This is a genomic window from Saccharopolyspora sp. NPDC049426 (assembly GCF_040676935.1).
Taxonomy (GTDB): Bacteria; Actinomycetota; Actinomycetes; order Mycobacteriales; family Pseudonocardiaceae; genus Saccharopolyspora.
The window spans coordinates 242,898-267,410 of record NZ_JBFAPZ010000005.1 but is presented as its reverse complement, the minus strand read 5'-3'; the positions used below and the strand labels follow the sequence as shown (position 1 = coordinate 267,410).

Sequence of the window (24,513 nt, the reverse complement as noted above, 5' to 3'; positions counted from 1 at the left end):
GGCTGTGGCGCGCGCTGATGCGCGTGGACCGCGCGTTGATCGCGTTGACCGGGCGACTGATCATCACTGGCGACGTGCCGGATGACCTGCGCGGGAAGCCGCTGCTGATGGCGGCCAACCACATCGGCAACCTGGATCCGCTGGTGCTCATCGCGGCCTGCCGGGAGCGCAGGATCTCGCCGCGCTTCGTGGCCACCGGAGGACTGTTCGACGCGCCGGTGATCGGTTCGATCATGCGCGCCGGGCGTCACGTCCGCGCCGACCGGGGCAAGGCGAGCGCGGGCGAGGCGCTGGGAAAGGTCGTCAACGCGCTCACCGAGGACCCGAATCCGGTTCTGGTCTACCCGGAGGGGCGGCTCACCCTGGAGCCGAACATGTGGCCCGAGCGGGGCAAGACCGGTGTGGCGCGCATGGCGCTGGCCGCCGGGACCCCGGTGATCCCGATCAGCCAGTGGGGTGCGCACGAGGCCATGTGCTACGGCATGGTCCGCGTGGAGAGCGCTCGTGACCTGTGGGTTCTGCTCTCGTCGTGGTTGCGGGCTCTCGTGCGGCGGCCGACGATGCGGGTCCACTTCGGTTCCCCGGTGGACCTCTCCGACCTGGCCGCCGATCGCGTCGGTGACGCCGCGCGCGCCCGCGACCGCATCATGCGCGCCATCACCGAGGGCCTGATCCCGCTGCGCATCGACGAGCCCGAGGCACCGCTGCACCAGGACCCGACCCGCCCGGTCACCGACAAGCCCTCCCCCTGGCTGAGCAGGTGACCGAGCGGAAACGCGGCCGGTTCGACCATTTTTCGCCAATCACGATCTCTGAACCGATTCGATCTCGTTAACTGTCCACACTGCATCGCCGTCACCGGCGAGAACTCGGACAGACGAGGACGATTCGTGAAAAAAGCCGCCACCACCGCGCTGGCGCTCGGGCTGCTGATCGGCTCATCGCCGACGGTCGGCTCGGCATCGGCCGCGCCGGCACCCGAATTCACACCGGCGCCGATCCAATGGGGTCCGTGCGCCAGCGAGTCCCTGCAGAAGGCCGGTGCCGAGTGCGGCGCGGTCTCGGTTCCGCTGGACTACGCCGACCCGGCGGGCGAGCAGATCAAGCTCGCGGTCTCGCGCGTCAAGCACACCGTTCCGGAGTACCAGTACCAGGGAGTCATGCTGGTCAACCCGGGTGGCCCGGGCGGTTCGGGGCTGAACCTGAGCGTGCTCGGCTCGTACGTGCCGAAGAACGCAGGCGCGGCCTACGACTGGATCGGCTTCGACCCGCGCGGCGTGGGCAGCAGTGAGCCCGCGCTGTCGTGCGACCCGAACTACTTCGGCTACGACCGCCCGCACTACGTGCCCACGCCCGAGCTGGAGAAGACCTGGCTGGAGCGCACCGAGGGCTACGCGAAGGCGTGCGGCAACGCGGGCAAGCTCCTCGACCACATCAAGACCACCGATTCGGTCGAGGACATGGACAGCATCCGCAAGGCGCTGGGCCAGGAGCAGATCAACTACTACGGCTTCTCCTACGGCACCTACCTCGGCCAGGTCTACGGCACGCTGCACCCGCAGCGGATGCGGCGCGTGGTGATGGACGGCGTGGTCGACGTCGAGGACATCTGGTACCAGGCGAACCTGAACCAGGACGTGGCCTTCGACCGCAACATCAAGATCTTCTTCGACTGGGTCGCCCGCAACGACGCGACCTACCACCTGGGCACAACCGCGGCCGACGTGGAGGAGCAGTACTACGACCAGCTCGCCAGGCTCGACCAGCAGCCCGCCGGTGGCGTGATCGGCTCGTCGGAGTGGACGGACCTGTTCCTGCAGGCCGGGTACTCGACGTCGGTCTGGCCGGAGCGCGCGCAGGCGTTCTCGGCGTGGGTCAACAACGGCGACTGGGCCCCGGCCAAGGCGCTCTACGACGACACCAACGCCCCGGGCGACGACAACGGCTACGCCATCTACACGGGCGTGCAGTGCACGGACATCCAGTGGCCGACCAGCTGGGAGCAGTGGCGCGAGGACAACTGGGAGACCCACGCCAAGGCGCCCTTCGAGACCTGGGGCAACGCCTGGTACAACGCCCCGTGCCTGAACTGGCCCGCCAAGGCGGGCAAGCCGGTCGAGGTCGACGGCAGCGAGGTCGAGAGCGCGCTGCTCATCAGCGAAGAGCTCGACGCCGCCACCCCGTTCCCGGGAGCCCTGGAGGCCCGCGAGCGCTTCCCGAACTCCAGCCTGATCAGCCTCCCCGGCGGCACCACCCACTCGGGCTCGCTGAGCGGAAACGCCTGCGAGGACGACCAGATCGCGGACTACCTGCTGACGGGCAAGCTCCCCGCCCGCCAGCCCGGCGACGGCCCGGACACCACGTGCGAGCCGCTGCCGCAACCCACCCCGGAAGCGGTGGGCACCCAGTCCGCCCACGGCCAACCGGCGGTCCTGCGAGAAGCCCTGCAGTCCAACCACCGCTGACCAACCCCACGAGAACGGGCCGGCCTCCTGAAGGAGGTCGGCCCGGTTTCGTTGTGCTGGGGGCTATTTCGCGAGCAGGAGGTCCATCAACCGGGCCAGTTCTTCCGCGAGGCCGACGACCTGTTCGTCCATTTCGGACAGCTGGTGGAGCAGGGCGAGTTGGAAGACGCCGTCGAGGGTCGCGTAGGCGGCCGCCCGCGAGGTGGCCGGTTCGGTGCCGGAGAGCTCGGCGTAGCGGCTCAGGACGCGCCAGATCATCTCCTGCCTGCGGCCGTCGATGTCGAGCACGTCGTTGCGGAAGGACTCGTCGAACAGGCTCTGGTTGCGCAGGTCGTACCAGAGCCGGTGCAGGTGGGCGTCGGCCTTGAGGGTCCCGAAGAACATGTCGACGAAGCCGTTCCGGAGCTCCTCGGCGGTACCCGCGTTCGCCACGACGTCGTCGTAGCGGGTCACGCAGACCTCTTCGTACTGCCGGACCGCCTGGGTGATCAGGTCCCGCTTGTCGGCGAAGTAGTAGTGCAGGACGCCGTGCGAGAACTCTGAGTTCTGCGCGATCTCCCGCAGGCTCGTGCGCGCGTATCCCAGGTCGGCGAGGGTGTGGAGCGTCGCGACGGCGAGCTCTCTGCGTCGCGTCTCGAACTTGTCGACCTGGCGGCGAGCGATCCGCTCCTGCTTGGTTTCAGCGACCTCGGTCACGGGTTCGTCCCTGTCGGCTGGCTGGATCCGGCGTCGTGGCTGCCCGCCAGTCTATCCCTCACCCTTTCCTTGACACTTGTCAAAGGATTTCTTGACGACTGTCAAAGAACGCTTCTATGGTGACCCAACTCGCACTCCAGGTTCGAGGGCAGAGCTCAGCAGTGATCTCAAGGAGGAGATTCCGCATGACGAGTTACGACCTGTCCGGAAGAAGAGCACTGGTCACAGGGGGTGCGCGCGGCCTCGGCGCCGGAATGGCCGAGGCGCTTGCTGACGCGGGCGCCGCCGTGGCCATCGGCGACGTGCTCGACGACGAGGGCAAGCAGACCGCCGAGTCGCTGCGAGCGAAGGGCGCCACGGCGGAATTCATCAAGCTCGACATCACCGACGAGGACAGCTGGGCCGCGGCGGTCCCGGAGGTCATCGCCGCGCTCGGCGGATTCGACCTGCTGGTCAACAACGCCGGTGTCGAGATCACCAGTCTCGTCGCCGATCTCGACCCCACCGACGTCCGCAAGATGCTCGACGTCAACGTGCTCGGCACGGCGCTGGGGCTCAAGCACGCCTTCCGCGCGATGCGCCCGGACGGTCCGGCCGGCAACGGCGGAGCCGTGGTCAACGTCGCCTCCGTCGCAGCCACCATCGCCTTCCCCGGGATCTCGATCTACTCCGCGACGAAGTCCGCCATCGACCGGCTGACCAGGGTCGCGGCCGCGGAGTCCGGAAAGCTCGGCTACGGGGTTCGCGTCAACTGCATCTACCCCGGCCTGACCCCGACCGCGATGGGCAACCAGCTCGCCGTCGACTGCGCGGAGATCGGGCTCTTCCCCTCCCCCGAGGAAGCCGCCAAGGCGGTCGTGGACCTGACGCCGCAGGGACGGCTCGGGCAGGTCGACGACATGGCCGACGCCGTCGTGTTCCTGGCATCGGGAGCCGCCAAGTACATCACCGGAGCAGGACTCCCGGTCGACGGCGGCATGGGCATTTGAGCCACTTCTCCACTGCGAAAGGACGAGTTCGTGAGCACTGACAAGCCTGTCGTCGTCTACGGGGCCTCCGGCTACACGGGACGCCTCATCTGCGAATACCTGCGCGAGTACAACATCCCGTTCCTGGCCGCCGGCCGCGATCACCAGCGCGTCAAGGAAGCCGTCGAGGCGGTTCCCGGTGTGGAGACCGTGCCGCACGAGATCGTCGAGGTGGAGCACGACGCGTCGGCGCTGGCCGAACAGTTCCGCGGCGCCAAGGTCGTGATCAACACCGTCGGCCCCTTCGCCCGCTACGGCTACGAGGTCGTGCAGGCGTGCCTGGACATCGGTGCGCACTACACCGATCCCAACGGCGAGCAGAACTGGATGATCGACGTGGAACGGCGCTACGGCGCCGACTTCGCGGCCCAGGGCCTGCTGCTGTCCCCCGGTCTGGCGCAGATGTACACCATCGGCGAGATCGCGGCCAACATCTGCCTGGAGACCCCCGGGCTGGACACCCTCGACATCCAGGTGTTCTGGAAGGGCTACCCGACCGTCGCCTCGACCAACACGATCCTGACCAACGCGGCGTTCTCCGAAGCCTTCTACCTGGAGCAGAACCAGTTCGTGGCGTGGCCCGCCGACGGTGGCCTGACCGAGGTCGTCGTTCCGGGCCAGCACGAGCTCGCGCTCGCGCTGCCGTGGGGCGGAACCTCGCACCCGGTGTGGTTCAAGAACGACCCCCGGGTCGCCAACGCCCGCGCGTCGGGCGGGGTGTTCAACCGCGAGCTGATGCAGGCCGTGCCGCAGATCGTCACGGCCGCCCTGCAGCAGATGGAGGGCAAGTCCGAGCAGGAGAAGTACGAGGTCATCGACGCCACGTCGGCGCAGGTCCGAAGCGAGATGCCGCCGAGGGAGAACCCGCGGATCAACACCTCGCTGGACTCCGTGCACGCCTCGGGTCCGCTGGGGCGCGCGCACTGCGTCATCCACGGCAACTGCAACTACAAGCAGACCGCGCTGCTCAACGTGCACGCGGCCGCGCACCTGCTGCAGGACCGCCCCAGGAGGGCGGGTTTCGCCTCCGGCTGCCAGGCGTTCGGCCACCGGGAGCTCCTGGGCACGCTGCGCGCCTTCGGGCTCGTGCTCAACCCGATCGTCGAAGTCCACCAGTGACCCGCCGCGCCGGTCGCCGACGTTCGGCGACCGGCGCGCCCGACCCAGCGAGGTAGCCGTGCAGCTGGCCGAATACCTGGACAAAGGGGCTTCGCTCGGAGACGAGCGGCCCTGCCTGACCACGAACGGGGAATCGCTGACCTACGCCGAGGTGCAGGAATCGTCCTGGCGGGTGGCCAGGGCTCTGATCGCCTCCGGAATCCGGCCCGGAGACCGCGTCGCGGTGTTGTCGGGCAACGATCCGCTCGCCCTGACCAGCGTTTTCGGCATCTCCCGCGCGGGCGCGGTGTGGTGCCCGGTGAACCCGCGCAACGAGGCGGCGGAGAACCGGCAGCTGCTGTCGATGTTCGGCTGCCGGTGCCTGCTGTTCCAGGAGCGGTTCGCTCCGCTGGTGCAGCGCATCCGCGACGAGCTGCCGGAACTCCTCACCCTGGTCTGCTTGGACGGGGAGGTCGACGGTGCGCTGACCTTCTCCGACTGGATCGGGGTCGACGACCCGGGCCACCGGGCACCGGCGGTCGCCGGTGACGAGCTGTGCATGCTCGCCGGAACCGGTGGCACGACGGGCGAACCGAAGGGGGTGCGGCTGACCGGGACCAACATGGCCACGGCGACCGCCCTGACGCTGATGTCTTACCCGTTCGGCGACCGGCCGAGGTACCTGGCGCTGGCGCCGCTCACCCACTCCGCAGGCGTGCTGACCTGGCCGATCCTGTCGCTGGGCGGCGAGATCGTCATCATGCCGGAGCCGGACCTGGGCGAATTCCTGCGATTGGTCGAACGGCATCGCATCACGCACGCGTTCCTGCCGCCGACGGTGATCTACGGGCTCCTCGACCACCCCGACCTCGACTCGACGGATCTGAGTTCGCTGCGCTGCCTCTGGTACGGCGCCGCACCGATGTCGCCGACCCGGCTGCGGGAAGCGCTGGAGCGGATCGGCCCGGTGCTCGGCCAGCTCTTCGGGCAGACCGAGGCGCCGAACATGATCGCCACGATGCCCCCGGCGGATCACTTCCGCGCGGACGGCACGGTGGCGGTGGAACGGCTTTCGTCCGCGGGAAGGCCGAGCCCGCTGACGCAGGTGGCGGTCATGGACGGGTCCGGTGCGCAGCTGCCCAGGGGCGAGCGGGGCGAGATCGTGGTGCGCGGCCCGCTGGTCATGGCCGGTTATCACGAGAACCCTTCCGCCACAGAGGAAGTCAGCGAGCACGGCTGGCACCACACCGGCGACATCGGCTACCTCGACGCCGAGAACTACCTGTTCATCGTCGACCGCGCCAAGGACATGATCATCACCGGTGGGTTCAACGTCTACTCCGCCGAGGTCGAGCAGGCCCTGCGCGAGCACCGCGCCGTGCAGGACTGCGCGGTGCTCGGCCTGCCGGACGAGAAGTGGGGCGAGCGGGTCACCGCGGTGGTGCAGCTCCGCGCCGGCGGGCGGGCCGAGCCCGACGAGCTCACGGCGTTCGTCAAGGAGCGGTTGGGCGGCGTGAAAACGCCCAAGCAGTTGGAGATCTGGTCCGACCTCCCCCGATCGAAGATCGGCAAGGTCCTCAAACCAGAAATCCGCAAGCAGATCCTGGAGAACTGATCGAGTTCAGGATCGGGGGCGGTCGGCCGACACGCGGGGGGTCGTGTCGGCCGACCTTCGCGGTTTCGACGCCTGCTAGGGGAAGTCGCGTCGAAACGGGCTTGTCGGCACCCCGAGGTCATGCGCGAACGCGCAGTTCAGCGCGAAGTTCCGGTCGCGGATTGCGACATCCAGGTGATCCGCCCCCGAATCGACTCACCCAGTAGGGTGATCGCATTCATAATGTGCGCCGGTCCAAAAAGCTGTGATCACCGCAGGTGATCGCCGAAGATGGACCCACGCCAGACGTGTCATTCGAAGTAGGGGGAACACCGCCGTGGCCGGGTACCTGGTCGATCCAGCTGGGCTGGAGAGCGCCATCAAGAAGCTCGAAGACATCCGGGAGAACGCGCGCTCGATGGTCCAGAGCATCGCGAGGTCCGGTCCGGGCGCTTTCGCCGGTGAACTGACGGCCAAGGACAACTACACCTCGTCGGCATTCAAAGCCATCAACGAGCGCGCCGTCGGTGACCAGGGATCCCTTCAGATGATCGTCAAGGAGCTGAACACCAAGCTCACCGAAAAGATCGAGGCTTACCAGGCCACCCTGGACGAGTACAGGCGCAACGACGACGCCGCAGCCTCCAGCGTGCGCCACACCGAACAGTGAATCTCGATCACGGCAAGATGGCGGAGATGAAGACTCTGAAGCGAAGCCTGGTAGCGAGCGCGGCCGTCGCGCTCACCATCACGATGGGCGCGTGCTCGGGTGGTTCGGGCGACGACACCGCGCCACCACCGCCGCCCCAGGGCCAGACCGGTCCAGCGATCAGCGATCCCAAGGACGCGTCCGCTGTTGACCTCTGCCAGCTGCTCCCGGCTGACACCGCCACGTCGCTGGGCCTCAATCCAGCCGGTGAGGTCGAGACCAGTTCGGTGGACCCCGACATGCCACCGCAGTGCACCTGGAAGTCCGAGAACGGCGCCACGACCCTTTCACTCGGACCGTCCAACACTTCGGTCCAGTGGTACATCGACAACAAGGCCACGTTCGTCGACTACCGCGAACTGAACATCGCCGGTCACCCGACGGTCCAGGGCAACAAGGCAGACCCGACCCAGACCCAGAACTGCTGGATGTACCTGGGAACGATGAACAACCAGGTGCTGGGCGCGTTCGCCTTCGGTACCGCGGACCCGTGCTCGATGACGCAGAAAGCGCTTGAGGCGTCGGTGCCCACCCTTCCCGCCGCCAAATAAGGATCCTCTGGGGAGACAACACGATGCTGGACATGTGCTACGCCAGTAGCGCCAAGGAATACCGGAAGCAGATGGGTGGCGCCCCAGATGCTGCGGCTCTGCCATCTCCTTCGGACGAGGGCGTGAAGCTCTGGGAGAACGTCGCGAAGAACTTCGATCAGATGGCGACCGACATCGCCGACGCCCTGCGCGCTGCGGAAGCGGCCCACGAAGGCGCCGCTGCCGATGCCGCGAACGCCTCGATCGCCGAGATCAAGCCGCTGGCCCACTCCGCTGCCTCCACCTCGCGTGATGTCAAGGCTGCTCTGGAGGAGCAGAACACCTACCAGCGGGAGACTTTTCAGGCTCTTCCCGTCAAGGACGACCCGTTGCCGAGCGGGCAGGGTGCTCTTCTCGACCCGCCGCAGAAGGGGTGGGTCGAGGACTGGGGCCTCGACTCGAACCCGGTGACCGGGTGGATGTCGGACTACGAGGACCGGCAGCAGGCCTACGTGGACACTAACCAGCAGGCCAACCAGGTCATGGAGCGCTACAGCCAGCAGACCGAGGGCGTCATCGCGCGGCTGCCGGAGTTCCAGCCCGCCGACCAGCCGCCGCCCGCGGCTCCACCGGTGTCGTCCTACCCGACTTCGAGCACGTATTCCGCTGGTGACAGCGGCTCCTCGTACTCGGGTGGCGCGCACTCCGCACCGTCCGGCACGTCGTCGGCTTGGGCTTCGGCTCCGAGCGCTGCACCCGCGGTGCACGCACCGTCCGCGCCGGCCGCGTCGAACCCGTCCTGGGCGACGCCGACCCCCACGGCTCCCGGGCTTCCGCCGGGCGTCGTGCGCGGTCCGGACGGAACGCTGTTCCGGCAGAACCCGCAGACCGGCGCGTGGGAGCGGCAGAACCCCCACAACGGTCGCTGGGCGCCCTCCCCCAACGGCGGCCCCGGTGGTCGTCGCAGCGGCGACGGCGCAGGTGTGCCCGCAGGTCGCGGTGCCGGTGGCCGGGCTGGGATGGGCGGTCTCGGCGGTGCCGGTGGCGCGAACGCCTCCGGTGGCGCCGCCGCCGGTCGTGGTGGCCAGGCCGGTGCACCCGGGGCGGGTGCCGGTGCCGGGCGCGGCAAGCAGGGTGAGTCCGAGGAGCAGGAGCACCAGCGTCCCGGCTGGCTCGTCGAGCGGGACGACGTGTTCACCAACGACATGCAGCGCACCGCACCACCCGTCTTCGGTGACGCCGACCAAGGCCGCTGATACGTGGCCAGGCGTGAACTGAGCCTGCCTCCCGCCGCCGCGAACTACCTCTGCACCCGGTTCGACCTGCAGCTGCACCCCCTGTTGCGGGTCGGTTGGCTGCCGCTGGACGCCACCGAGGACGACCGCCGCGAGGCAGCCGAACTCGGTCGGCGCCAGCTCATCCAGCAGAGCCTGTTCGACGGCGACGAGCTGCACCCCTTCGTCGAAGAGGCCGTCCACCTGCTGGCCCGACCGCCGCTGGCGATCGGGCTCGCCGTTCACGCGCGCGAGGGCGAGGACTTCAACGCCGTGCTCGTCGAGTACGGCCGCAGCACCGTCCAGGCGTACCAGGCGGACGGCGAAACCCCTGACGACCTGCGGGAGATCCGGGTCAAGCGGCACGAGCACGGTGGTCCGGCGGGCAACGCCATCAACCTGCTGGGCAAGGTCACCGCCGCCGAGGACGCGTCGGTGTCGATCCCCTACGCGCACCTGACGCAGGTGACCACGCGGATGGGCGGCTCCAAGCGGAGCCTGTCCTCGGCGCTGGGCTACGCCGGAGTCCGCGGCGCGCAAGCGAAAGCGCTGACGAACGCCTTCACCGCGAAGCGCAGCCTGGAAGGGCTCATCACCGTGCGCGCCTACGACCAGAAGGTTCGGCGGACGCGTTCGCTGCCGTTCAACACGCAGTTCTTCGCCACCGAAGCCGGTTGCTACCTGGCCCAGCGCAAGCCGGGGCGCGACGGGCGCGAGTGGTACACGCTGGCACCGGCCGACTCCCGGAAGCTCGTCGGAACGATCAACGAGATGATCCGGCTGCTCACCCGCCCGGCGGCTCGCGTCTGAGACGCGAAGAGGGGCCGACCTCTCCCAGAGAAGGTCGGCCCCTCTTCGACGGTGCCGCGTCGGCTCAGCCTTCGGTGATCGGCGCGTTGACGCAGGAGCTGTGCTGCGGAGAGGCGATCGGCGCCGCCACGCCCAGGACCCCGACGTTGTTGCCGCACGCCTGGATCGGTACGGCGCTCACGTTGTTGTCGTTGAGCAGGTTGACCCCTTCGTTGTCCGAGCTGTCAGCGAAGGCCGGGCCCCCGATGGCCATGAGTGCCGTTGCAGCGGCGGCAGCGCCGAGAAGTCGAGCGGAAGTGCGCACCTTCAGACCCCAATCTTGGCGAGTGGTTTTCCAGCGGAACGAAGTAAGCTCGAACCGGCGGGATTCACCCTGGCAGCGGACGCGCCACCCAGCTCGGTGGGTCACGCCAACGTGCCACTGACTCCACTCGTGAGGTGTTCGAAAACACCCTGTGTGCACGGTGAAATCGGGCATTCCTCAGAGGACTCCCGCACGACCGGGTAACGGGTGATCGGAAACGAGCACCGATCATGATGTCCGCCCAGACCAGGCGGTCACCCGGGGTGACGCGAACGCGCGAACGGGGTGGCCCGGAAGGATTTCCGAGCCACCCCGTTCAAGCTACGGGATCAGGAACTGAGCGGAAGCACGTTCGGCACGATCATCGGGCGGCGGCGGTACTTCTCGGCCACCCAGCGGCCCACGACCCGCCGCACCGACTGGGCGATGCGGTGCGTGTCGGTGATGCCCTCGGCCTCGGTGCGCGCCAGCTCCATCTCCACCAGCGGCACCACTTCGTCCAGCGCCTTCGGGTCGTCCGAGAACCCCCGGCCGGAGATCGTCGGCGACGAGACCGCGCGCCCGTTCGTGGCGTCCACCGCGACGGTGATCGCGATGAAACCGCCCTCGCCCAGCACCAACCGGTCCGACAGCGTCGACTCACCGACGTCACCCACCGACAGACCGTCGACGTAGACGTGACCGACCTCGACGCGGCCCGCGATGCTCGCGATGCCGTCCACCATGTCGACCACCACGCCGTCCTCGGCGATCACCACGCGATCAGCGGGAACACCCGTCAACCGGGCCAGCTCGGCGTTCGCGCGCAGGTGGCGCCACTCGCCGTGCACCGGCATCACGTTGCTCGGGCGCACCGCGTTGTACAGGTACAGCAGCTCGCCGGCGGAGGCGTGACCGGAGACGTGGACCTTCGCGTGGCCCTGGTGCACCACCTGGGCGCCCAGCCGGACCAGGCCGTTGACCACGCCGAACACGGCCGTCTCGTTGCCCGGGATCAGCGAGCTCGCCAGCACCACCGTGTCGCCGGCGCGGATGCCGATCTGCCGGTGCTCGCCGCGCGCCATCCGCGACAGCGCCGACAGCGGCTCGCCCTGCGAGCCCGTCGAGACGAACGCGACCTCGGCCTCCGGCATCTCCAGCGCCTGGTCCAGGTCGACGAGCAGGCCCTCCGGCACGTCGAGCATGCCCAGATCAGCGGCGATGCCCATGTTGCGCACCATCGACCGGCCCACGAAGCAGACCTTGCGGCCGTGCGTCTGGGCGACCTCCAGCACCTGCTGCACGCGGTGCACGTGGCTGGCGAAGCAGGCCACGATGACCCGCTGCGTGGCCTTGCCGATCACCCGGTCCAGGACCGGGCCGATCTCGCGCTCCGGCGTGACGAAGCCCGGCACCTCGGCGTTGGTGGAGTCGACCAGGAACAGGTCCACGCCCTCGTCGCCCAGCCGGGAGAAACCCGCCAGGTCGGTCAGCCGGTTGTCCAGCGGCAACTGGTCGAGCTTGATGTCACCGGTGTGCAGCACGACCCCTGCGGGCGTGCGGATGGCCACCGCCAGCGCGTCCGGGATCGAGTGGTTGACCGCGAAGAACTCCAGGTCGAAGGCGCCGTGCGTGCTGCGCTGGCCCTCGGCAACCTCGATCAGCTGCGGGTTCAGCCGGTGCTCGCGGCACTTGGCCGCCAGCAGCGCCAGCGTGAACTTCGAGCCGACCACCGGCAGGTCCGGCCGCAGCCGCAGCAGGAACGGCACCGCGCCGATGTGGTCCTCGTGGCCGTGCGTGAGGACCAGGGCCTCGATGTCGTCCAGCCGGTCCTCGATCGCGCCGAAGTCCGGCAGGATCAGGTCCACGCCGGGCTGGTCGTCCTCCGGGAACAGCACGCCGCAGTCGACGATCAGCAGCCGGCCCTCGTACTCGAAGACCGTCATGTTCCGGCCGACCTCGCCGATGCCACCGAGCGCGACGACCCTGAGACCACCTTCGGCCAACGGGCGTGGTGGTGCCGACGAAGTCGGCGTCACCGGGTGGTACTCGGTGGCTGTCGCCTGTGCGCTCAACGCTGTGTCACCTCTGTGCTGCGTCCGGGTTGACCAATACCAAACCAGCATCCCACAGGTCACTGGTGATCAACCGCACCTGCTCCTCGGTGGCGGCCGGGAGCGGCAGCCTCGGCTGCCCGGTCTCGTAGCCGCACAACCGCAGAGCGGTCTTGGCGAAGATGACACCACCGACGAAGTTCATCGACCGGTAGACCGGGAGGAGTCCCTTGTGGACTTCCAGAGCGCTTGCGACATCCCCGGATTCGTAGGCGTCGAGCATCTTGCGAAGCCGGTCGCCGACCACGTGGCCGATCACGCTGACGAAACCGACCGCACCCACCGACAACCACGGCAGGTTCAGCGGGTCCTCACCGGAGTAGTAGGCCAGACCCGCATCGTTCATCGCCTCGCTGCCCGCCCACAGGTCGTGCTTGGAGTCCTTGACCGCGACGATCTGCGGGTGCTCGGCCAGCCGCTTGAGGGTGTCGACCTGGATCGGCACCACGCTGCGCGGCGGGATGTCGTAGAGCATCACCGGCAGGTCGGTGGCGTCGGCGACGGTCCAGAAGTGCTGGAAGAGCCCTTCCTGCGGCGGCCGGGAGTAGTAGGGGGTCACGACCAGCAGGCCGTGCGCACCGGCCTTCTCGGCGGAGCGCGCCAGCTCCACGGAGTGCTCGGTGTTGTTCGTGCCTGCACCGGCGACGACGGTCGCCCGGTCGCCCACGGCCTCGACCACCGCGCGCAGGAGCTGCTCCTTCTCCCGATCGGTGGTGGTGGGGCTCTCACCGGTGGTGCCGTTGACGACCAACCCGTCGTTGCCGACGTTGTCGACCAGGTAAGCGGCGAGCTCCTGCGCCACTTTCAGGTCGACCTTTCCGTCTTCGTCGAACGGCGTGACCATGGCGGTCAGGACGCGGCCGAACGGGCGGCCCGGAATGGCGGTGGGGCAGTCGGTCATGGTCCTGACGCTACCTGGTCAGGAACCCGCTGAAGACCACCGGCCGAGCTGAACCGAGCCCGCCGGAAAGGCGTCTCCGGCGGGCTCGAAATGCCGTGTTTCTTTCGGTCCAGCGGTGCTCTGACGAGCAGTTTTTCAGAACGAGCGGCGCAGGTCCTGCATCGCCATGACGTCGGCCTCGTTGCCCTCGAAGGTGACCTTGGTTTCACGCCGACCGAAGGCCTGCAGGAGCAGCTCGCTGGGCTCGCCGATGATGCGCACCGTGCGCGGGCCGCGCTTGGCCGGGATCTCGGTGCCGTCGGGGCGGCGCAGCACCACGCCCACCGGGCTGCGGCCGTAGAACATCCGCGCGACCCGGCCCAGCGACTTCCACAGCGCCTCGTCGCGGGCCTCGTCGGACGGACGCGGCTGCCAGCCCTGCTGCGCGCGGCGAACGTCCTCGTGGTGCACGAAGAACTCGGCGGCGTTGACCGTCTCGTCGACCCCGCCGATGCTCATCGGGTTCCACTTGGGCGGCCCCTGCCGCACCTGGTCGACCAGCTCCGGCCAAGCCAGCTCGCGCAGCTCCTGCTCGGCGCGCTCACCGCGCTCGGCCAGCGCCTTGATCAGCCGGCCCGCCAGCGCGTCCGGACGGCGTTCACGCACGACCAGGTGGACCGCGAGGTCCCTCGTCGTCCACCCCTCGCACAGCGTCGGCGCGTCCGGGCCGACTTGCTCGAACAGCTCGCACAACAGCTGGCGTTCTTCGCTGGCGACACCCATGGCGCCCACTCTAAACGCCGATCTTCCCGAGTGTCGGACGTGTCCGCGATCGAGACGAAAACGGCACCCGCGGTTTCCCCACGGGTGCCGTTGGTCGAACTTCGACGGGCGCGTGTCAGGTTCCGCTACACGCACCGGCGAGCGAGATGACCACAGATCAGGATGATCCTCAGCCCTCGGTGACGAAGGGGCTGGAGGCGACCTCCGTGCCGTCCTTGAGCGTGGTGATCTCGAAGTCGCTGAAGACGTTCGGCGCGGCCTTCTGCAGCTGCTTCAAGCACTCCACGGCCAGGCCGCGGATCTCCACGTCGGCGTGCTCGGAGGCGCGCATCGCGACGAAGTGCCGCCAGGCGCGGTAGTTGCCGCTGACCACGATGCGGGTCTCCGTGGCGTTGGGCAGCACCGAGCGCGCCGCCTGCCGGGCCTGCTTGCGGCGGAGCGTCATCTTCGGCTCGTCGGCGAACTTCTCCTCCAGCGCCGCCAGCAGGTCGCTGTAGGCCTGCACGCTCGCCTCGGCCGCCTGCACGAACTTCTCGTGCAGCTCCGGGTCCTCGGCGATGACGTCGGGCTCGACCATCGCCGCGTCCCGCTCCGGGACGTAGCGCTGCGAGAGCTGCGAGTAGGAGAAGTGCCGGTGGCGGATCAGCTCGTGGGTCAACGAGCGGGACATCCCGGTCAGGTAGAACGACACCGACCCGTGCTCCAGCACGGACAGGTGGCCCACCTCCAGGATGTGCTTGAGGTACCCGGCGTTGGTGGCGGTCGCCGGGTTCGGCTTGCGCCACGACTGGTAGCACGCACGACCGGCGAACTCGGCCAGCGCCTGCCCACCGTCGGCGTCGGTCGACCAGTCCACGTCTTCGGGCGGGAAGAACTCGGTCTTGCCGATCAGCTGCACTTTCGGCCGCACGATCTCGGTCACGACTGGCGTGCCCCTTTCCTGCTTCTCACGACTCCCCATGTGTTGCCCGAAAGCCTAACCGGCTGGCCCGACAAGATCGCCTGACGCCAGATGACACCATCGGGTGTTTGCATGACGTCACGGATGCCGCCATAGTGGTGTCATGGACTTGAACCCGTACATCGACCAGCTTCGCGAAGACCTCACCTCCGCCGCTGCCGCCGGCGACGACCAGACGCGGCAGACGGCGGCGGTGCTCTCCGGCGCGATCGAGCCGGCCGCGCGGCTGGCGATCATGAACGCACTGTCCGACCTGGCGGCCGAGGTCACGACGAACCTCGACGGCCAGGTCGTGGACCTCCGACTGGACGGCCGCGACGTGCGCGTCGTGGTCAGCGGCGGCGGCAGCAGCCCGTCGCACACCGAGGACGAGGCCGAGCCACCACCGCCCCCGCCGCCCAGCGGCGACAACGGCGACATCAGCCGCATCACCCTGCGGCTGATGGAGGAGATCAAGTCCCAGGCGGAGCAGGCCGCCTCCGCCCAGGGCGTGTCGCTGAACACCTTCGTCGCGCAGGCCGTGCAGGGCGCGCTGCGCGGAGGCGGACGCGGCGGCCCGTGGGACAGGCCGCGTCGCGGACGCGGTGGGCACGGGCACGGCGGGCACGGCCACGGGCGTGGTCGCGGCGGGCCGTGGGACGGGCCCGGCTTCGGCGGCTGGCCCGGTGGCGAGGGCGGCGGCTCCCGCGTTCGCGGCTGGGTGCAGGGCTGATCCGGCCACACAGCGGAAGGGCGAGTTGAGATGACCGACAACAACGACGAACCCGACCTCGACCAGGAGTGGTCCGAGGCCGAGGAAGAACTGACGGATCTGCTGCGCAGCCAGGACTTCGACTCCGCCGCTCCGATCCGCATCGACATCGGCAACAACCGCGGCTCGGTCGTGGTCGAGCTGACCGACACGGCGATGACCCACGTCGAGGTCCGGCACGATCCGAGCTCGGGCGGGCAGGACTGGCAGAACGGGCTGTCCGGGCTGCTGAGCTGGGTCACCGAGCAGTTCGGCACGCCCGGTGGTCAGTTCGGCACGCCCGGCGGCCGCGGCGGGCTCGACCTGGGCAACCTGCCGCGCGAGCCGATCATCGAGGCCGTGCGCCGCACGCGGATCGACATGTCCAGCGGCCGGCTGGTCGTGCGAGCCCCGTCGAACGCACCGCTGCGCGGAGTTCCGCTCGCGGTGCGGGTCACCGCGCCGCTGGGCTCCGAGGTCGGCGTGCAGAGCGGGTCCGCCGAGGTCGCCGTGTCCGGTTCTGCCGGGAAGGTCAACGTGCAGGCCGGGACGGGCACCGTCTCGATCGAAGAGGCCACCGACCGGGCCACCGTGCGCAGCGGTTCCGGACACCTCCGGCTGGGCGCGATGCGCGGCGGCGTGCACGCGCGCTCCGGGCGCGGTGACGTCGAGGTCGGCGTCATCGAGGCACCGTCCTCGGTGGCCAACGGGTCCGGTGCCATCTGGCTCGGCGAGGTCTCCGACGACGTGCTGGTGCGCACCGGCAGCGGTGACATCACCCTGGCCGACGCGGTCGACGGGCAGATCGAGCTGATCACCGGGTCCGGCGAGCTGCAGGTGTCGATCCACCGGGGAACGAACGCCGAGGTCGACCTGACCTCGTCCACCGGTGCCGCCCGCAGCGACCTGGACGTCGCCGAGCAGCGACCGGAGACCGAGCCAACGCTGCGCATCTTCGGCCGCACCGGCAGCGGCGACGCAGTCCTCACCACGGCCAGCTGAAACCCGCTGCGCACAACCGTTCAAGACGCGGCGGAGCCGCTGTCTCAGGTGTGGGACTCAACCGGCACCGCCGCGGGTTCTGAGCGGCTTCGTGGCGAGTACGCCGCGACGCCGTGTATTGGACATACATAAGGAGTGGCGCACGGAGTCCACGAAGCCGCTCAGGTTCCGCCACCCGCACCGCCACGCAAAGCAATTCCTCAAAGACGCCCGAGTTCCGCGTTGAGGGGGCGTATTAGGTCGCCTCTTTCGCCTACTACTACCTCGTCGAGGCCGAGCCAGGTCGCCATCTCGCGCAGGGTGGCGGCCAGCTCGGGCGCGACGGGCGCGGCATCGCGGCCGGGTTCGAGGAACGCTCCGGGCACCCGGAGCACGCCCGCCGCCCGGTCGGCCTTGAGGTCGACGCGGGCGACGAGCTCACCGTCGAGGAGGAAGGGGAAGACGTAGTAGCCGTACTGCCGCTTGGGTTCTGGAACGTAGATCTCGATGCGGTAGCGGAAGCCGAAGATCCGCTCGGCGCGCGAGCGCTCCCAGATCAGCGGGTCGAACGGGCACAGCAGCGCCCGGCCTTCGACCTTGCGGGGAGCGCGGGCCTCGACGTGGCGGTAGGCGGGCTGGCGCCATCCGTGCACCACCAGCGGTTCGAGCACACCGTCTTCGACGAGTTCCGCGACCGCCTGCTTGGACTGGTCCGGGGACAGCCGGTAGTAGTCGCGCAGATCGGTCTCGGTGCCGATGCCCAGGGCCTGGGCGGAGCGCTCCACGAGTGCGCGAACGGCTTCGGCGTCCTCGGGCTCGTGGGCTAGGACTTCGGCGGGCAGCACGCGTTCCGGCAGGTCGTAGAGCCGCTCGAAACCTCGGCGGGTGCCGGTGGTCAGCTCTCCCATCGCGAACAGCAGCTCGCAGACCCGCTTGGTGTCGGTGCGGTTCCACCACGGGCCGCGCCCCTGCCGCTCCCCGCCGCCGAGCTCGCGTTCCAGCGGGCCGGCACCGATCGGTCCGAGTTCCTTGACGGCGTTCAGCACGTCGTTGACCAGCTCGGGGTTCTGCTCCAGCAGCTCGCGGGAGCGCTTGCGCCACGCACCGCCGAACTCGCGCATCCGCCAGCGCAGCAGTGGCCAGTCCTCGACCGGGATCAGCGACGCTTCGTGGGCCCAGTACTCGACGAGCATCCGGGGCTGCCGCGCGGTGTGCGACCACGCAGCGGTGTCGACCAGTTCCGCCGGGTAGGCGCCGAGCCTGCTGAACAGCGGCATGTAGTGCGCGCGCACCGCGACGTTGACCGAATCGAGCTGCAACAGCTTGGTCCGGGACAGGGCCCGTTGGAGGTGCCGCCGGGTCACCGCGCCGCGTGGTCGCGGGTCGGCGAAGCCCTGCGCCGCCAATGCCGTTCGCCGTGCCGTGTCGTTGCTGATGGTCTGCACCCGGGCGATGGTGCCAGCACTCCCCGACAACGCGGACTGCTGCCGGGTGCTCGGAACCGACACGTTAGGTTGTCGCGCATGGCTGAAGCCGATGTGCGCGAAGCAGTGGCGTCCGACGCCGCCGAGATCGCACGCATTCAGGTCGAGACGTGGCAGACCGCCTACGCCGAGATCCTGTCCCCCGCCGTGCTGGCCGGGCTGGACAGCGCCGAGGTCGAGCAGGAGTGGCGAGAAGCCGTCACCTCCGGAGCGGCCACCGTGCTACTCGCGATCGAGGGACACTGGACCGTGGGTTTCTGCGTCGCAGGCCCTGCCCCGGAGCCCGAAGTCGCCGCCGCCGACGGCTCCCTCCCCGATGACGCGTCGACGACGGTGCTGGTCAGCTCGCTGCTGGTGGAGCCGCGATGGGGTCGTCGGGGTCACGCCGGACGGCTGCTCGGCACGATGGGTCGTCGGTTCGCCGCGCACGGTGCGACGCGTGGCATCGCGTGGGTCCCGGAGTCGGACTCGGCGTCGCTGTCGTTCTACCGCGCTGCGGGGTGGGCACCGGACGGTACTGTTCGCACGTTGGACGCGGGTGGGCGCCCGCTTCGCGAGATGCGCCTGACCGGTCCGCTGGAATTCGAGTTCGAGCACCACTGACGCCTGCCCCCTCGGGAGCCGAAAGTGCTGACCATCATCGGGTTGCTGTCCACCACGTTCGGTGTGTCGGTGGCCTCCGCGCTCCTCCCGCTGATCAGCGTCGAGCTGTTCGCGGTGGGCCTGGTGCTCAAGGAACCGGACATCCCCTGGTGGGTCCTCGCGCTGGTCATCGCCACCGGTCAGATCGGCGGCAAGCTCCTCCACTACTACGCGGCCAGGGGCACCATCCGCCTTCCCGCGTTCATGCGCAGGGAGAAGAGGGAGAAACCGGAGTCCAAGGGCCGCTGGAAGACGTGGCTGGAGCAGTTCCGCGAGAACTGCCGGACCCGCCCGGTCTGGGCGGGCACCGTCCTGCTGATCAGCGCCGCCGCCAGCCTTCCCCCGTTCGCGGCGGTGGCCATCATCGCGGGTTGGGCCAAGGTGCCGGTGTCGACGTTCCTGATCACCGGTTTCATCGGCCGCTTCGCCCGCTTCGGCGCCCTTGCCGCGGCCCCATCAGCGATGGCCGCCTGGCTCTAATCCAACAACCCGGATTTCAGTGGAAATCCGGGTCCCAACTCCCACCGAACCCCAACCCCGAATCCCGGGCTCCGAACCCCAAACGACGGGCTCCGATCCCAGGACCCGGGCCCCGGACCCGGGCCCCGGCGGAGACTCCGGTTCCGATTTCCACTGAAATCAGGGACCGACTTCGGTGGAAATCCGGGTCCTGACTTCCACTGAGGTGTTCTCAGTAAGAGTTAGGTCAGGCGGCCGTGTTCGTGGTGGGTGAGTACGAGTGCGGCTTGGACGATGCGGCCGATTTTGCGGGGGCTGGTGGTGAAGTGGCGTAGGGCTCGCCAGCGTCCGGTCAGGAGGGCGAATGCGCGTTCGCCGGGAGCACGCAGGCTGCGCAGGAGCAGGTTGTAGGTGTGGTTGTCGGTGGTGAGTGGGCTGCCGGGGTGTTTCTTGGAGCGTTTGACCGGGGTGTGGATTCCGGCGCCGGCGCCCTGGTAGCCGGCGTCGGCCAGGGTGGGCAGGTCGAGCTGGGAGGCGGCCCAATGCAGGGTGCCGAGAAGGTGTTTGTCGGCGGCGGTGATGTCGTGGACCGAGCCTGGTTCGACGTCGCTGACCCAGATCGGGAACCCGTCGGGCTGGGCGAGCGCTTGAATGTTGCCGCCCTGTTCGCGGGTTTTTCCGGAGTACCACCGGTCGATCACGGTGTTTTTGGCGCTGATGGTCTTTTCGTTGACCCGGTCTGAGGAGAAGATCTTGCCGTCGCAGATCACCGAGGTCCAGCCGTCGTCTTTGGCTTGCCGGAGAGCTTCGTGCGGGTCAGGGTGCTGGTCGGCGAGTACGTCGGTGACCTCGTCGAGGTAGCGGTAGGCGGTCGCGCGGGAGATCCCGTGATCACGTGCGAGTCTGGCGATAGCGGTGTTGTCCCGGAACCAACGCAATCCCAGCACTGCCTGACCGAACGGGCTCAGTGCCCGACGGCCTTTCCGGGTGCCCAGCTCGCACCGATGGGTGGCCAGCAGTCTGGCGAGATACAGGGCGAGATCACGAGGAACATCGAGGATGGCACGATAGGTGATCACGTGGGGGCCTTACCTGGTGAAGATCATCTTTGGTCGGAGTTCTTCTACCAGGAGTCCCCACGTCCCACTTCATTAGGCAGGCTCTCTGCCGCCTCCACAGATCACGCCACGGCGACACCCACCACGCCTTACTGAGATCACCTCACTGAAAACCGGGGTTGGATTGCGGGCTGAGGCCGGGTGGGGTGCGTCGAAAGGGGGCGTCTCCTCGCGGAGACGTCCCCTCGCAGTGGGGTGCGAGGGGACGTCGTCTTCCCGGAGAAAGCCTCGTCAGAAGCTCGGCAGGGTCGGCAGGGCCGGGAGGCCGAGGCGGGCCGGGACGCCGAGGACCGAGTCGATCAGGCCGAAGACCGGTACTCCGACCGGGGCGAACGTCCACTTGTTGTTGAGGTCGCCGGTGTCGGGTTCGTCGACGACGGCCGGGCCGTCCTGGGCCGTGACGGCAGCCGGGGCTTCCGGTGCCGCCAGAGCGGCCGGCGCTGCGGTGCACAGGGCCGCTCCGACCAGGAGCGAGGCGGTGATGGCGCGGGGTGCGGTGTGCTTCATGCGGGTTCCCTTCTCTCGGTCGACCTGCCGCGCGGTGCGCGGGCCACGCGGCGGGTCCGAACTAGCTGGTCAGCCGGCCAGGAGCGCGACGACAGGAGCCAGCAGCTGGGTGGGCAGCTGCACGGTCGGGGTGAGCACGGCTCCGAGGTCGACACCCGGCAGGACCCACACCGACTCGGCGTTGGCGACGCCTCCGGTGAGCAGCACGGCGCTCACGGCGATGGCCACCGACGCGGCGGCACGGCGGACGGACTTGAACATGTTGTTCCTCCTTTTCCCCACCACCGGCCGCGGCCGGTGGAAGATCAGCAGACGGCGTCCGAAGGCTTGGGGTTGCCCAGCCCGAACAGCGGTCGCAGCGCGACACCGGCGTAGGTGCCGAAGATGGCCATCACGCCCCACAGCCAGCCGTGCAGGCTGAACGAGGCGACGCCGGAGAAGTAGGCACCGATGTTGCAGCCGCCTGCGAAGCGCGCGCCGATGCCCATCAGGACTCCGCCGAGCACCGCGCCGACGGCCATCCGCCACGGGATCTTGCGGTGCAGGGTGAAGGCCCCGGCCAGGGCTGCGGCGATCAGCGCGCCGGCCATGATCCCGAAGTCCATCACCGAGATCCGGTCGGTGAGTACGGATGCGGTGAGCTTCGCGGCGTTCTCCGGGTCCTGCCAGAACGGGGCGGTGGAGACGTCGACGCCGATCCAGCCGAGGATCTTCGCACCCCACAAGCCGAACGCGGAGGTGATGCCCCACGAGCTGCCGGAGACGAACAGCGTCGCCGCGTTGAGCACGGCCAGCAGCACCGCGCCGACCCACAGCGGCCAGGAGCCGCGCAGGGCGCGCAGCACGCCCTTGGCGATCGGCGGCTGGTCGATCGGCGGAGGCGTGCGGCGCCGCTCGACCAGCAGCGACACCCCCACGATGACACCGATGATGACCAGCGTGATCAGCACGCCACCGGCGTAGCCGAGCGGGGTTTCGGCCAGCGAGACCTTCGGGCCGATGCTCTGCACGCTCTTGATGAACGGCGAGATGAACGCGGTGAACACCGAGCCGGCGATGAACCCACCGAGGGTGAAGATGATCGCGGTCTGCCCGCTGCCGACCGCGAAGAGCGTGCCGGAGGCGCAGGAGCCGCCGACCTGCATGCCGACGCCGAACAGGAACGCGCCGAACACGACGCCGAGGCCGGCGGTCTGGAGCTGCGGTTCGGGCGTGCCGGACAGCGAGTAGCCGCTGCCGAGGATTCCCGCGAACAGCACGGCCGCCACGCCCAGCATGAGCATGTGCGCGCGGATCGCGCGGCCCTGTCCCACGGTGATCAGCTGGCGCCATGCAGAGGTGAACCCGAACCGGGAGTGGAACAGCACCAGCCCCAGGGCGAGGCCGACGCCGTAGAGCACGGTCATCTTCCACCCGGCGGCGTTGGCCACGGCGAGCCCGAGCAAGACGGCGATCGCGATGCCGATCGCCACGACTCCTCGTTGCGCGGGCGGTGCCGTGCGCACCGGTGGTGGGGCTGGTCTTTCAACGTCCACAACAGACATCTGCACTCCTACTTCTCCGTGAGCGGACCTGAGATGGCCACGATCGTCCCCTGCGGGATCCACTGGCCGAGGTTTCCGCCATGCTCGTGTCCGCCCATCTGCATGACGTCGACCTGGGCGGATGCGTAGATGGTGATCTCGCCGGCGATGTTCTCGCCGCGGGCGCGCGCCCACTCCCGGTATCCGGACAGCGACGGCGGGTCGCCGAAGGCGCTCGCCTGGGTCATGCCGTAGGTGAGGGCGTTGCGGTCGCGCGGGTCGAAGCGCAGCGGCAGCGCCGCACCCGCGGTCGAGTTCACCACCGGACCGTGCAACAGCCAGGGCGCGAGGTGCATTCCGTACAGGAAGTTCACCCGTTCCAAGGTGTGGGACGCCTTCTGCCAGCCCGATACCTGCAGCAACGCCCCGTCGGGGTTGTCGTTGATGGGAACGCCGAGGTGAGCGGCTTCGGCGAGGACGACGTCGGTCGCGGCCTTGCCGCGCGGTGTGTCGTCGCCCACGACGGACAGCGAGGGCACCTTCAGCTCGGCCAGGTAGGAGACCTGCTTGCGCAGCGCGTCGGCGTCCTCGGCGAGAAGTTCGGTGTTCGGGCAGATCACCGGGGCGGGCGCACCGGCGATGATGCCGCCCAGGGCAGCGCTGGCGCACTCCGGGTCGGCCGCGCCGGGAACCTCCGGCAGATCACCGGTGTCGACCTCGACGGTCCCCGTCTCGCCTGCCCGGGAGATGACCAGGTCGCTGCTGCCGGGAGGCAGGTCGACCTCGGCCCACGTGCCGGAGGCGCCGGGGATCGAGACCGCTCGGGCGATCCGGTCGCCCTGCTCTACGGTGATGCCCTGTCCGGCGCTTTCCGGGAAGTGCACCAGGTTTCGGCCCGCGCGCTGCGGGCTGACCAGCACCGGCGTTCCGGCGGCTTGGGCGAGCCGGGCGATGCCGGGGACGGGCAGGTCGTGCGGGCGCGGAATGCCGGGCAACGTGGCCCAGGCCAGGACGACGGCGAGCACGCCGATCGCGCCGAGGCGGTAGACGCGCCGTTCCTCGCGCAGCGCGAGGGTCACCGCCAGCACGGAGACGGCGCCGATGACCAGCACCAGCACGGTGATCCCGTAGCCGGTGCTCCACAACCTGCGGTCGAAGACGCCCGACAGCACCAGCTGCCCGATGCCCGCTCCGACCAGTGCGATGGCGCCGGTCAGCGCGATGGGTCGCGGGCGCAGTCCGCTGTCGGAGCGCCAGGACTTGGCCAGCGCCAGGCCGAACCAGACCACGGCGACCGCGACGAAGATCGTGTCGAGGAAGAAGGCCAGCGAGGTGTGGCCGAGGGCGGCTTCGGCGATGAGCAGCAACGCCAGGCCGAAGCCGAGGAAGGTCGAGGGGCCGCGCCAGCGCAGCGCGATGGGCACCGCCAGGGCGAGGACCACGTGCGCGATGGCGAAACCGGTGTTGATGTGCAGGACCACAGCGGACAACCCGGCCAGCGCGGCGGTGCCGACGCCTGCGATCCAGGCGGACCACGGGCGCATCACCGCTCCGGCGCGCAGCAGGCCGATGCCGGCGACCACCGCGGTGCCGCTCAGCAACAGCACGCGCAGCACCAGCGCGAGGAAGTCCACACTGGACACTCCGGTGTGGCTGTGCATGTTCCACATCCGCTCTAGTCGAAGAAGCAGGGATTCGTTCAGGAAAGCGTCAGGTGCGGGACTCGGCTCGCACCGCCGCGGGTTCTGACACCTCGTCACGCGCAACTCTGGAAGCGGTCCGCGGGAGGTGGGTGGCCGCCGTGGAGCGGCGGCCACCCGCTCGCCGCTGAGTCCAGGTGTCCG

General features: G+C 69.2%; 25 protein-coding genes. 13 read left to right on the top strand and 12 right to left on the bottom strand.

All coding sequences use genetic code 11. The features are described from left to right. The first annotated feature begins 17 nt into the window (after positions 1-17). Together AB0J78_RS13035 and AB0J78_RS13030 are read left to right on the top strand one after the other, a co-directional pair. Positions 18-764, top strand: coding sequence for a lysophospholipid acyltransferase family protein (locus AB0J78_RS13035; RefSeq protein WP_363789317.1), 747 nt, complete (start codon positions 18-20; stop codon positions 762-764). Positions 765-914: 150 nt separating this feature from the next. After that, positions 915-2,465 (top strand): alpha/beta hydrolase, encoded by a 1,551-nt coding sequence (locus tag AB0J78_RS13030; protein WP_363789316.1) that lies wholly within the window; start codon positions 915-917, stop codon positions 2,463-2,465. Between the two features lie 63 nt (positions 2,466-2,528). Here the strand turns inward: AB0J78_RS13030 and AB0J78_RS13025 are convergent, their stop codons facing one another. Beyond that, the gene (locus AB0J78_RS13025) at positions 2,529-3,161 is read right to left on the bottom strand and encodes a TetR/AcrR family transcriptional regulator (protein ID WP_363789129.1); all 633 of its coding nucleotides are present in this window, start codon (positions 3,159-3,161) and stop codon (positions 2,529-2,531) included. Between the two features lie 185 nt (positions 3,162-3,346). Here AB0J78_RS13025 and AB0J78_RS13020 point away from each other — a divergent pair, with 185 nt between their 5' ends. The 7 genes from AB0J78_RS13020 to AB0J78_RS12990 all read left to right on the top strand — a co-directional run bounded on the left by AB0J78_RS13020 (position 3,347) and on the right by AB0J78_RS12990 (position 10,204). Further along, on the top strand, positions 3,347-4,150 hold the full coding sequence (locus AB0J78_RS13020; RefSeq protein WP_363789128.1) for an SDR family oxidoreductase: 804 nt from the start codon (positions 3,347-3,349) through the stop codon (positions 4,148-4,150). A 30-nt stretch (positions 4,151-4,180) separates the two neighbouring features. Beyond that, entirely contained in the window at positions 4,181-5,308 is a 1,128-nt protein-coding gene (locus tag AB0J78_RS13015; RefSeq protein WP_363789127.1) for a DUF5938 domain-containing protein, read from the top strand. A 58-nt stretch (positions 5,309-5,366) separates the two neighbouring features. After that, positions 5,367-6,902 carry a long-chain fatty acid--CoA ligase gene (locus tag AB0J78_RS13010; protein ID WP_363789126.1) on the top strand — a complete coding sequence of 512 codons (1,536 nt, stop codon included), beginning with the start codon at positions 5,367-5,369 and terminating at the stop codon, positions 6,900-6,902. A 316-nt stretch (positions 6,903-7,218) separates the two neighbouring features. After that, complete coding sequence (locus AB0J78_RS13005) at positions 7,219-7,551, top strand: hypothetical protein (protein WP_363789125.1); 333 nt, start codon at positions 7,219-7,221, stop codon at positions 7,549-7,551. Positions 7,552-7,577: 26 nt separating this feature from the next. Then, the gene (locus AB0J78_RS13000) at positions 7,578-8,141 is read left to right on the top strand and encodes a DUF3558 family protein (RefSeq protein WP_363789124.1); all 564 of its coding nucleotides are present in this window, start codon (positions 7,578-7,580) and stop codon (positions 8,139-8,141) included. Positions 8,142-8,173: 32 nt separating this feature from the next. Beyond that, the gene (locus AB0J78_RS12995) at positions 8,174-9,376 is read left to right on the top strand and encodes a hypothetical protein (protein ID WP_363789123.1); all 1,203 of its coding nucleotides are present in this window, start codon (positions 8,174-8,176) and stop codon (positions 9,374-9,376) included. 3 nt (positions 9,377-9,379) lie between these two features. Beyond that, entirely contained in the window at positions 9,380-10,204 is an 825-nt protein-coding gene (locus AB0J78_RS12990; RefSeq protein WP_363789122.1) for an ESX secretion-associated protein EspG, read from the top strand. Positions 10,205-10,268: 64 nt separating this feature from the next. Here the strand turns inward: AB0J78_RS12990 and AB0J78_RS12985 are convergent, their stop codons facing one another. From AB0J78_RS12985 to thyX, 5 genes are all read right to left on the bottom strand, one after another. After that, positions 10,269-10,508, bottom strand: a complete 240-nt coding sequence (locus AB0J78_RS12985) for a hypothetical protein (RefSeq protein ID WP_363789121.1) — start codon at positions 10,506-10,508, stop codon at positions 10,269-10,271. 329 nt (positions 10,509-10,837) lie between these two features. Further along, the gene (locus AB0J78_RS12980; RefSeq protein WP_363789120.1) at positions 10,838-12,562 is read right to left on the bottom strand and encodes a ribonuclease J; all 1,725 of its coding nucleotides are present in this window, start codon (positions 12,560-12,562) and stop codon (positions 10,838-10,840) included. Between the two features lie 7 nt (positions 12,563-12,569). After that, positions 12,570-13,502, bottom strand: coding sequence for a 4-hydroxy-tetrahydrodipicolinate synthase (dapA, locus tag AB0J78_RS12975; RefSeq protein WP_363789119.1), 933 nt, complete (start codon positions 13,500-13,502; stop codon positions 12,570-12,572). Positions 13,503-13,637: 135 nt separating this feature from the next. Then, positions 13,638-14,264: a TIGR03085 family metal-binding protein gene (locus tag AB0J78_RS12970; RefSeq protein WP_363789118.1), complete on the bottom strand. Its 627-nt coding sequence runs from the start codon at positions 14,262-14,264 to the stop codon at positions 13,638-13,640. Between the two features lie 169 nt (positions 14,265-14,433). After that, the gene (gene thyX / locus AB0J78_RS12965) at positions 14,434-15,186 is read right to left on the bottom strand and encodes an FAD-dependent thymidylate synthase (RefSeq protein ID WP_132620715.1); all 753 of its coding nucleotides are present in this window, start codon (positions 15,184-15,186) and stop codon (positions 14,434-14,436) included. 142 nt (positions 15,187-15,328) lie between these two features. Here thyX and AB0J78_RS12960 point away from each other — a divergent pair, with 142 nt between their 5' ends. Both AB0J78_RS12960 and AB0J78_RS12955 read left to right on the top strand, forming a co-directional pair. Beyond that, a complete protein-coding gene (locus tag AB0J78_RS12960) occupies positions 15,329-15,937 on the top strand; it encodes a toxin-antitoxin system HicB family antitoxin (protein WP_363789117.1) in 609 nt (202 codons plus the stop codon). 30 nt (positions 15,938-15,967) lie between these two features. Beyond that, positions 15,968-16,957, top strand: coding sequence for a DUF4097 family beta strand repeat-containing protein (locus tag AB0J78_RS12955; protein ID WP_363789116.1), 990 nt, complete (start codon positions 15,968-15,970; stop codon positions 16,955-16,957). Between the two features lie 200 nt (positions 16,958-17,157). Here AB0J78_RS12955 and AB0J78_RS12950 read toward each other — a convergent pair whose 3' ends face one another. Next, entirely contained in the window at positions 17,158-18,381 is a 1,224-nt protein-coding gene (locus AB0J78_RS12950) for a crosslink repair DNA glycosylase YcaQ family protein (RefSeq protein WP_363789115.1), read from the bottom strand. A gap of 78 nt (positions 18,382-18,459) precedes the next feature. Between AB0J78_RS12950 and AB0J78_RS12945 the strand changes: the two genes are divergently transcribed. Together AB0J78_RS12945 and AB0J78_RS12940 are read left to right on the top strand one after the other, a co-directional pair. Further along, complete coding sequence (locus AB0J78_RS12945) at positions 18,460-19,023, top strand: GNAT family N-acetyltransferase (RefSeq protein WP_363789114.1); 564 nt, start codon at positions 18,460-18,462, stop codon at positions 19,021-19,023. Between the two features lie 24 nt (positions 19,024-19,047). Next, complete coding sequence (locus AB0J78_RS12940; RefSeq protein ID WP_363789113.1) at positions 19,048-19,542, top strand: VTT domain-containing protein; 495 nt, start codon at positions 19,048-19,050, stop codon at positions 19,540-19,542. Between the two features lie 221 nt (positions 19,543-19,763). On the opposite strand, the gene AB0J78_RS12935 is transcribed toward AB0J78_RS12940, so the two are convergent. The 5 genes from AB0J78_RS12935 to AB0J78_RS12915 all read right to left on the bottom strand — a co-directional run bounded on the left by AB0J78_RS12935 (position 19,764) and on the right by AB0J78_RS12915 (position 24,312). Next, positions 19,764-20,600, bottom strand: a complete 837-nt coding sequence (locus AB0J78_RS12935) for a transposase family protein (protein WP_363789112.1) — start codon at positions 20,598-20,600, stop codon at positions 19,764-19,766. Positions 20,601-20,870: 270 nt separating this feature from the next. Beyond that, on the bottom strand, positions 20,871-21,146 hold the full coding sequence (locus tag AB0J78_RS12930) for a hypothetical protein (protein WP_363789111.1): 276 nt from the start codon (positions 21,144-21,146) through the stop codon (positions 20,871-20,873). Positions 21,147-21,215: 69 nt separating this feature from the next. Beyond that, positions 21,216-21,407 carry a hypothetical protein gene (locus AB0J78_RS12925; protein WP_363789110.1) on the bottom strand — a complete coding sequence of 64 codons (192 nt, stop codon included), beginning with the start codon at positions 21,405-21,407 and terminating at the stop codon, positions 21,216-21,218. Between the two features lie 44 nt (positions 21,408-21,451). Further along, positions 21,452-22,690, bottom strand: a complete 1,239-nt coding sequence (locus AB0J78_RS12920; protein ID WP_363789109.1) for a YeeE/YedE family protein — start codon at positions 22,688-22,690, stop codon at positions 21,452-21,454. Positions 22,691-22,698: 8 nt separating this feature from the next. After that, positions 22,699-24,312 (bottom strand): hypothetical protein, encoded by a 1,614-nt coding sequence (locus AB0J78_RS12915; RefSeq protein ID WP_363789108.1) that lies wholly within the window; start codon positions 24,310-24,312, stop codon positions 22,699-22,701. Between the last annotated feature and the right edge of the window lie 201 nt (positions 24,313-24,513).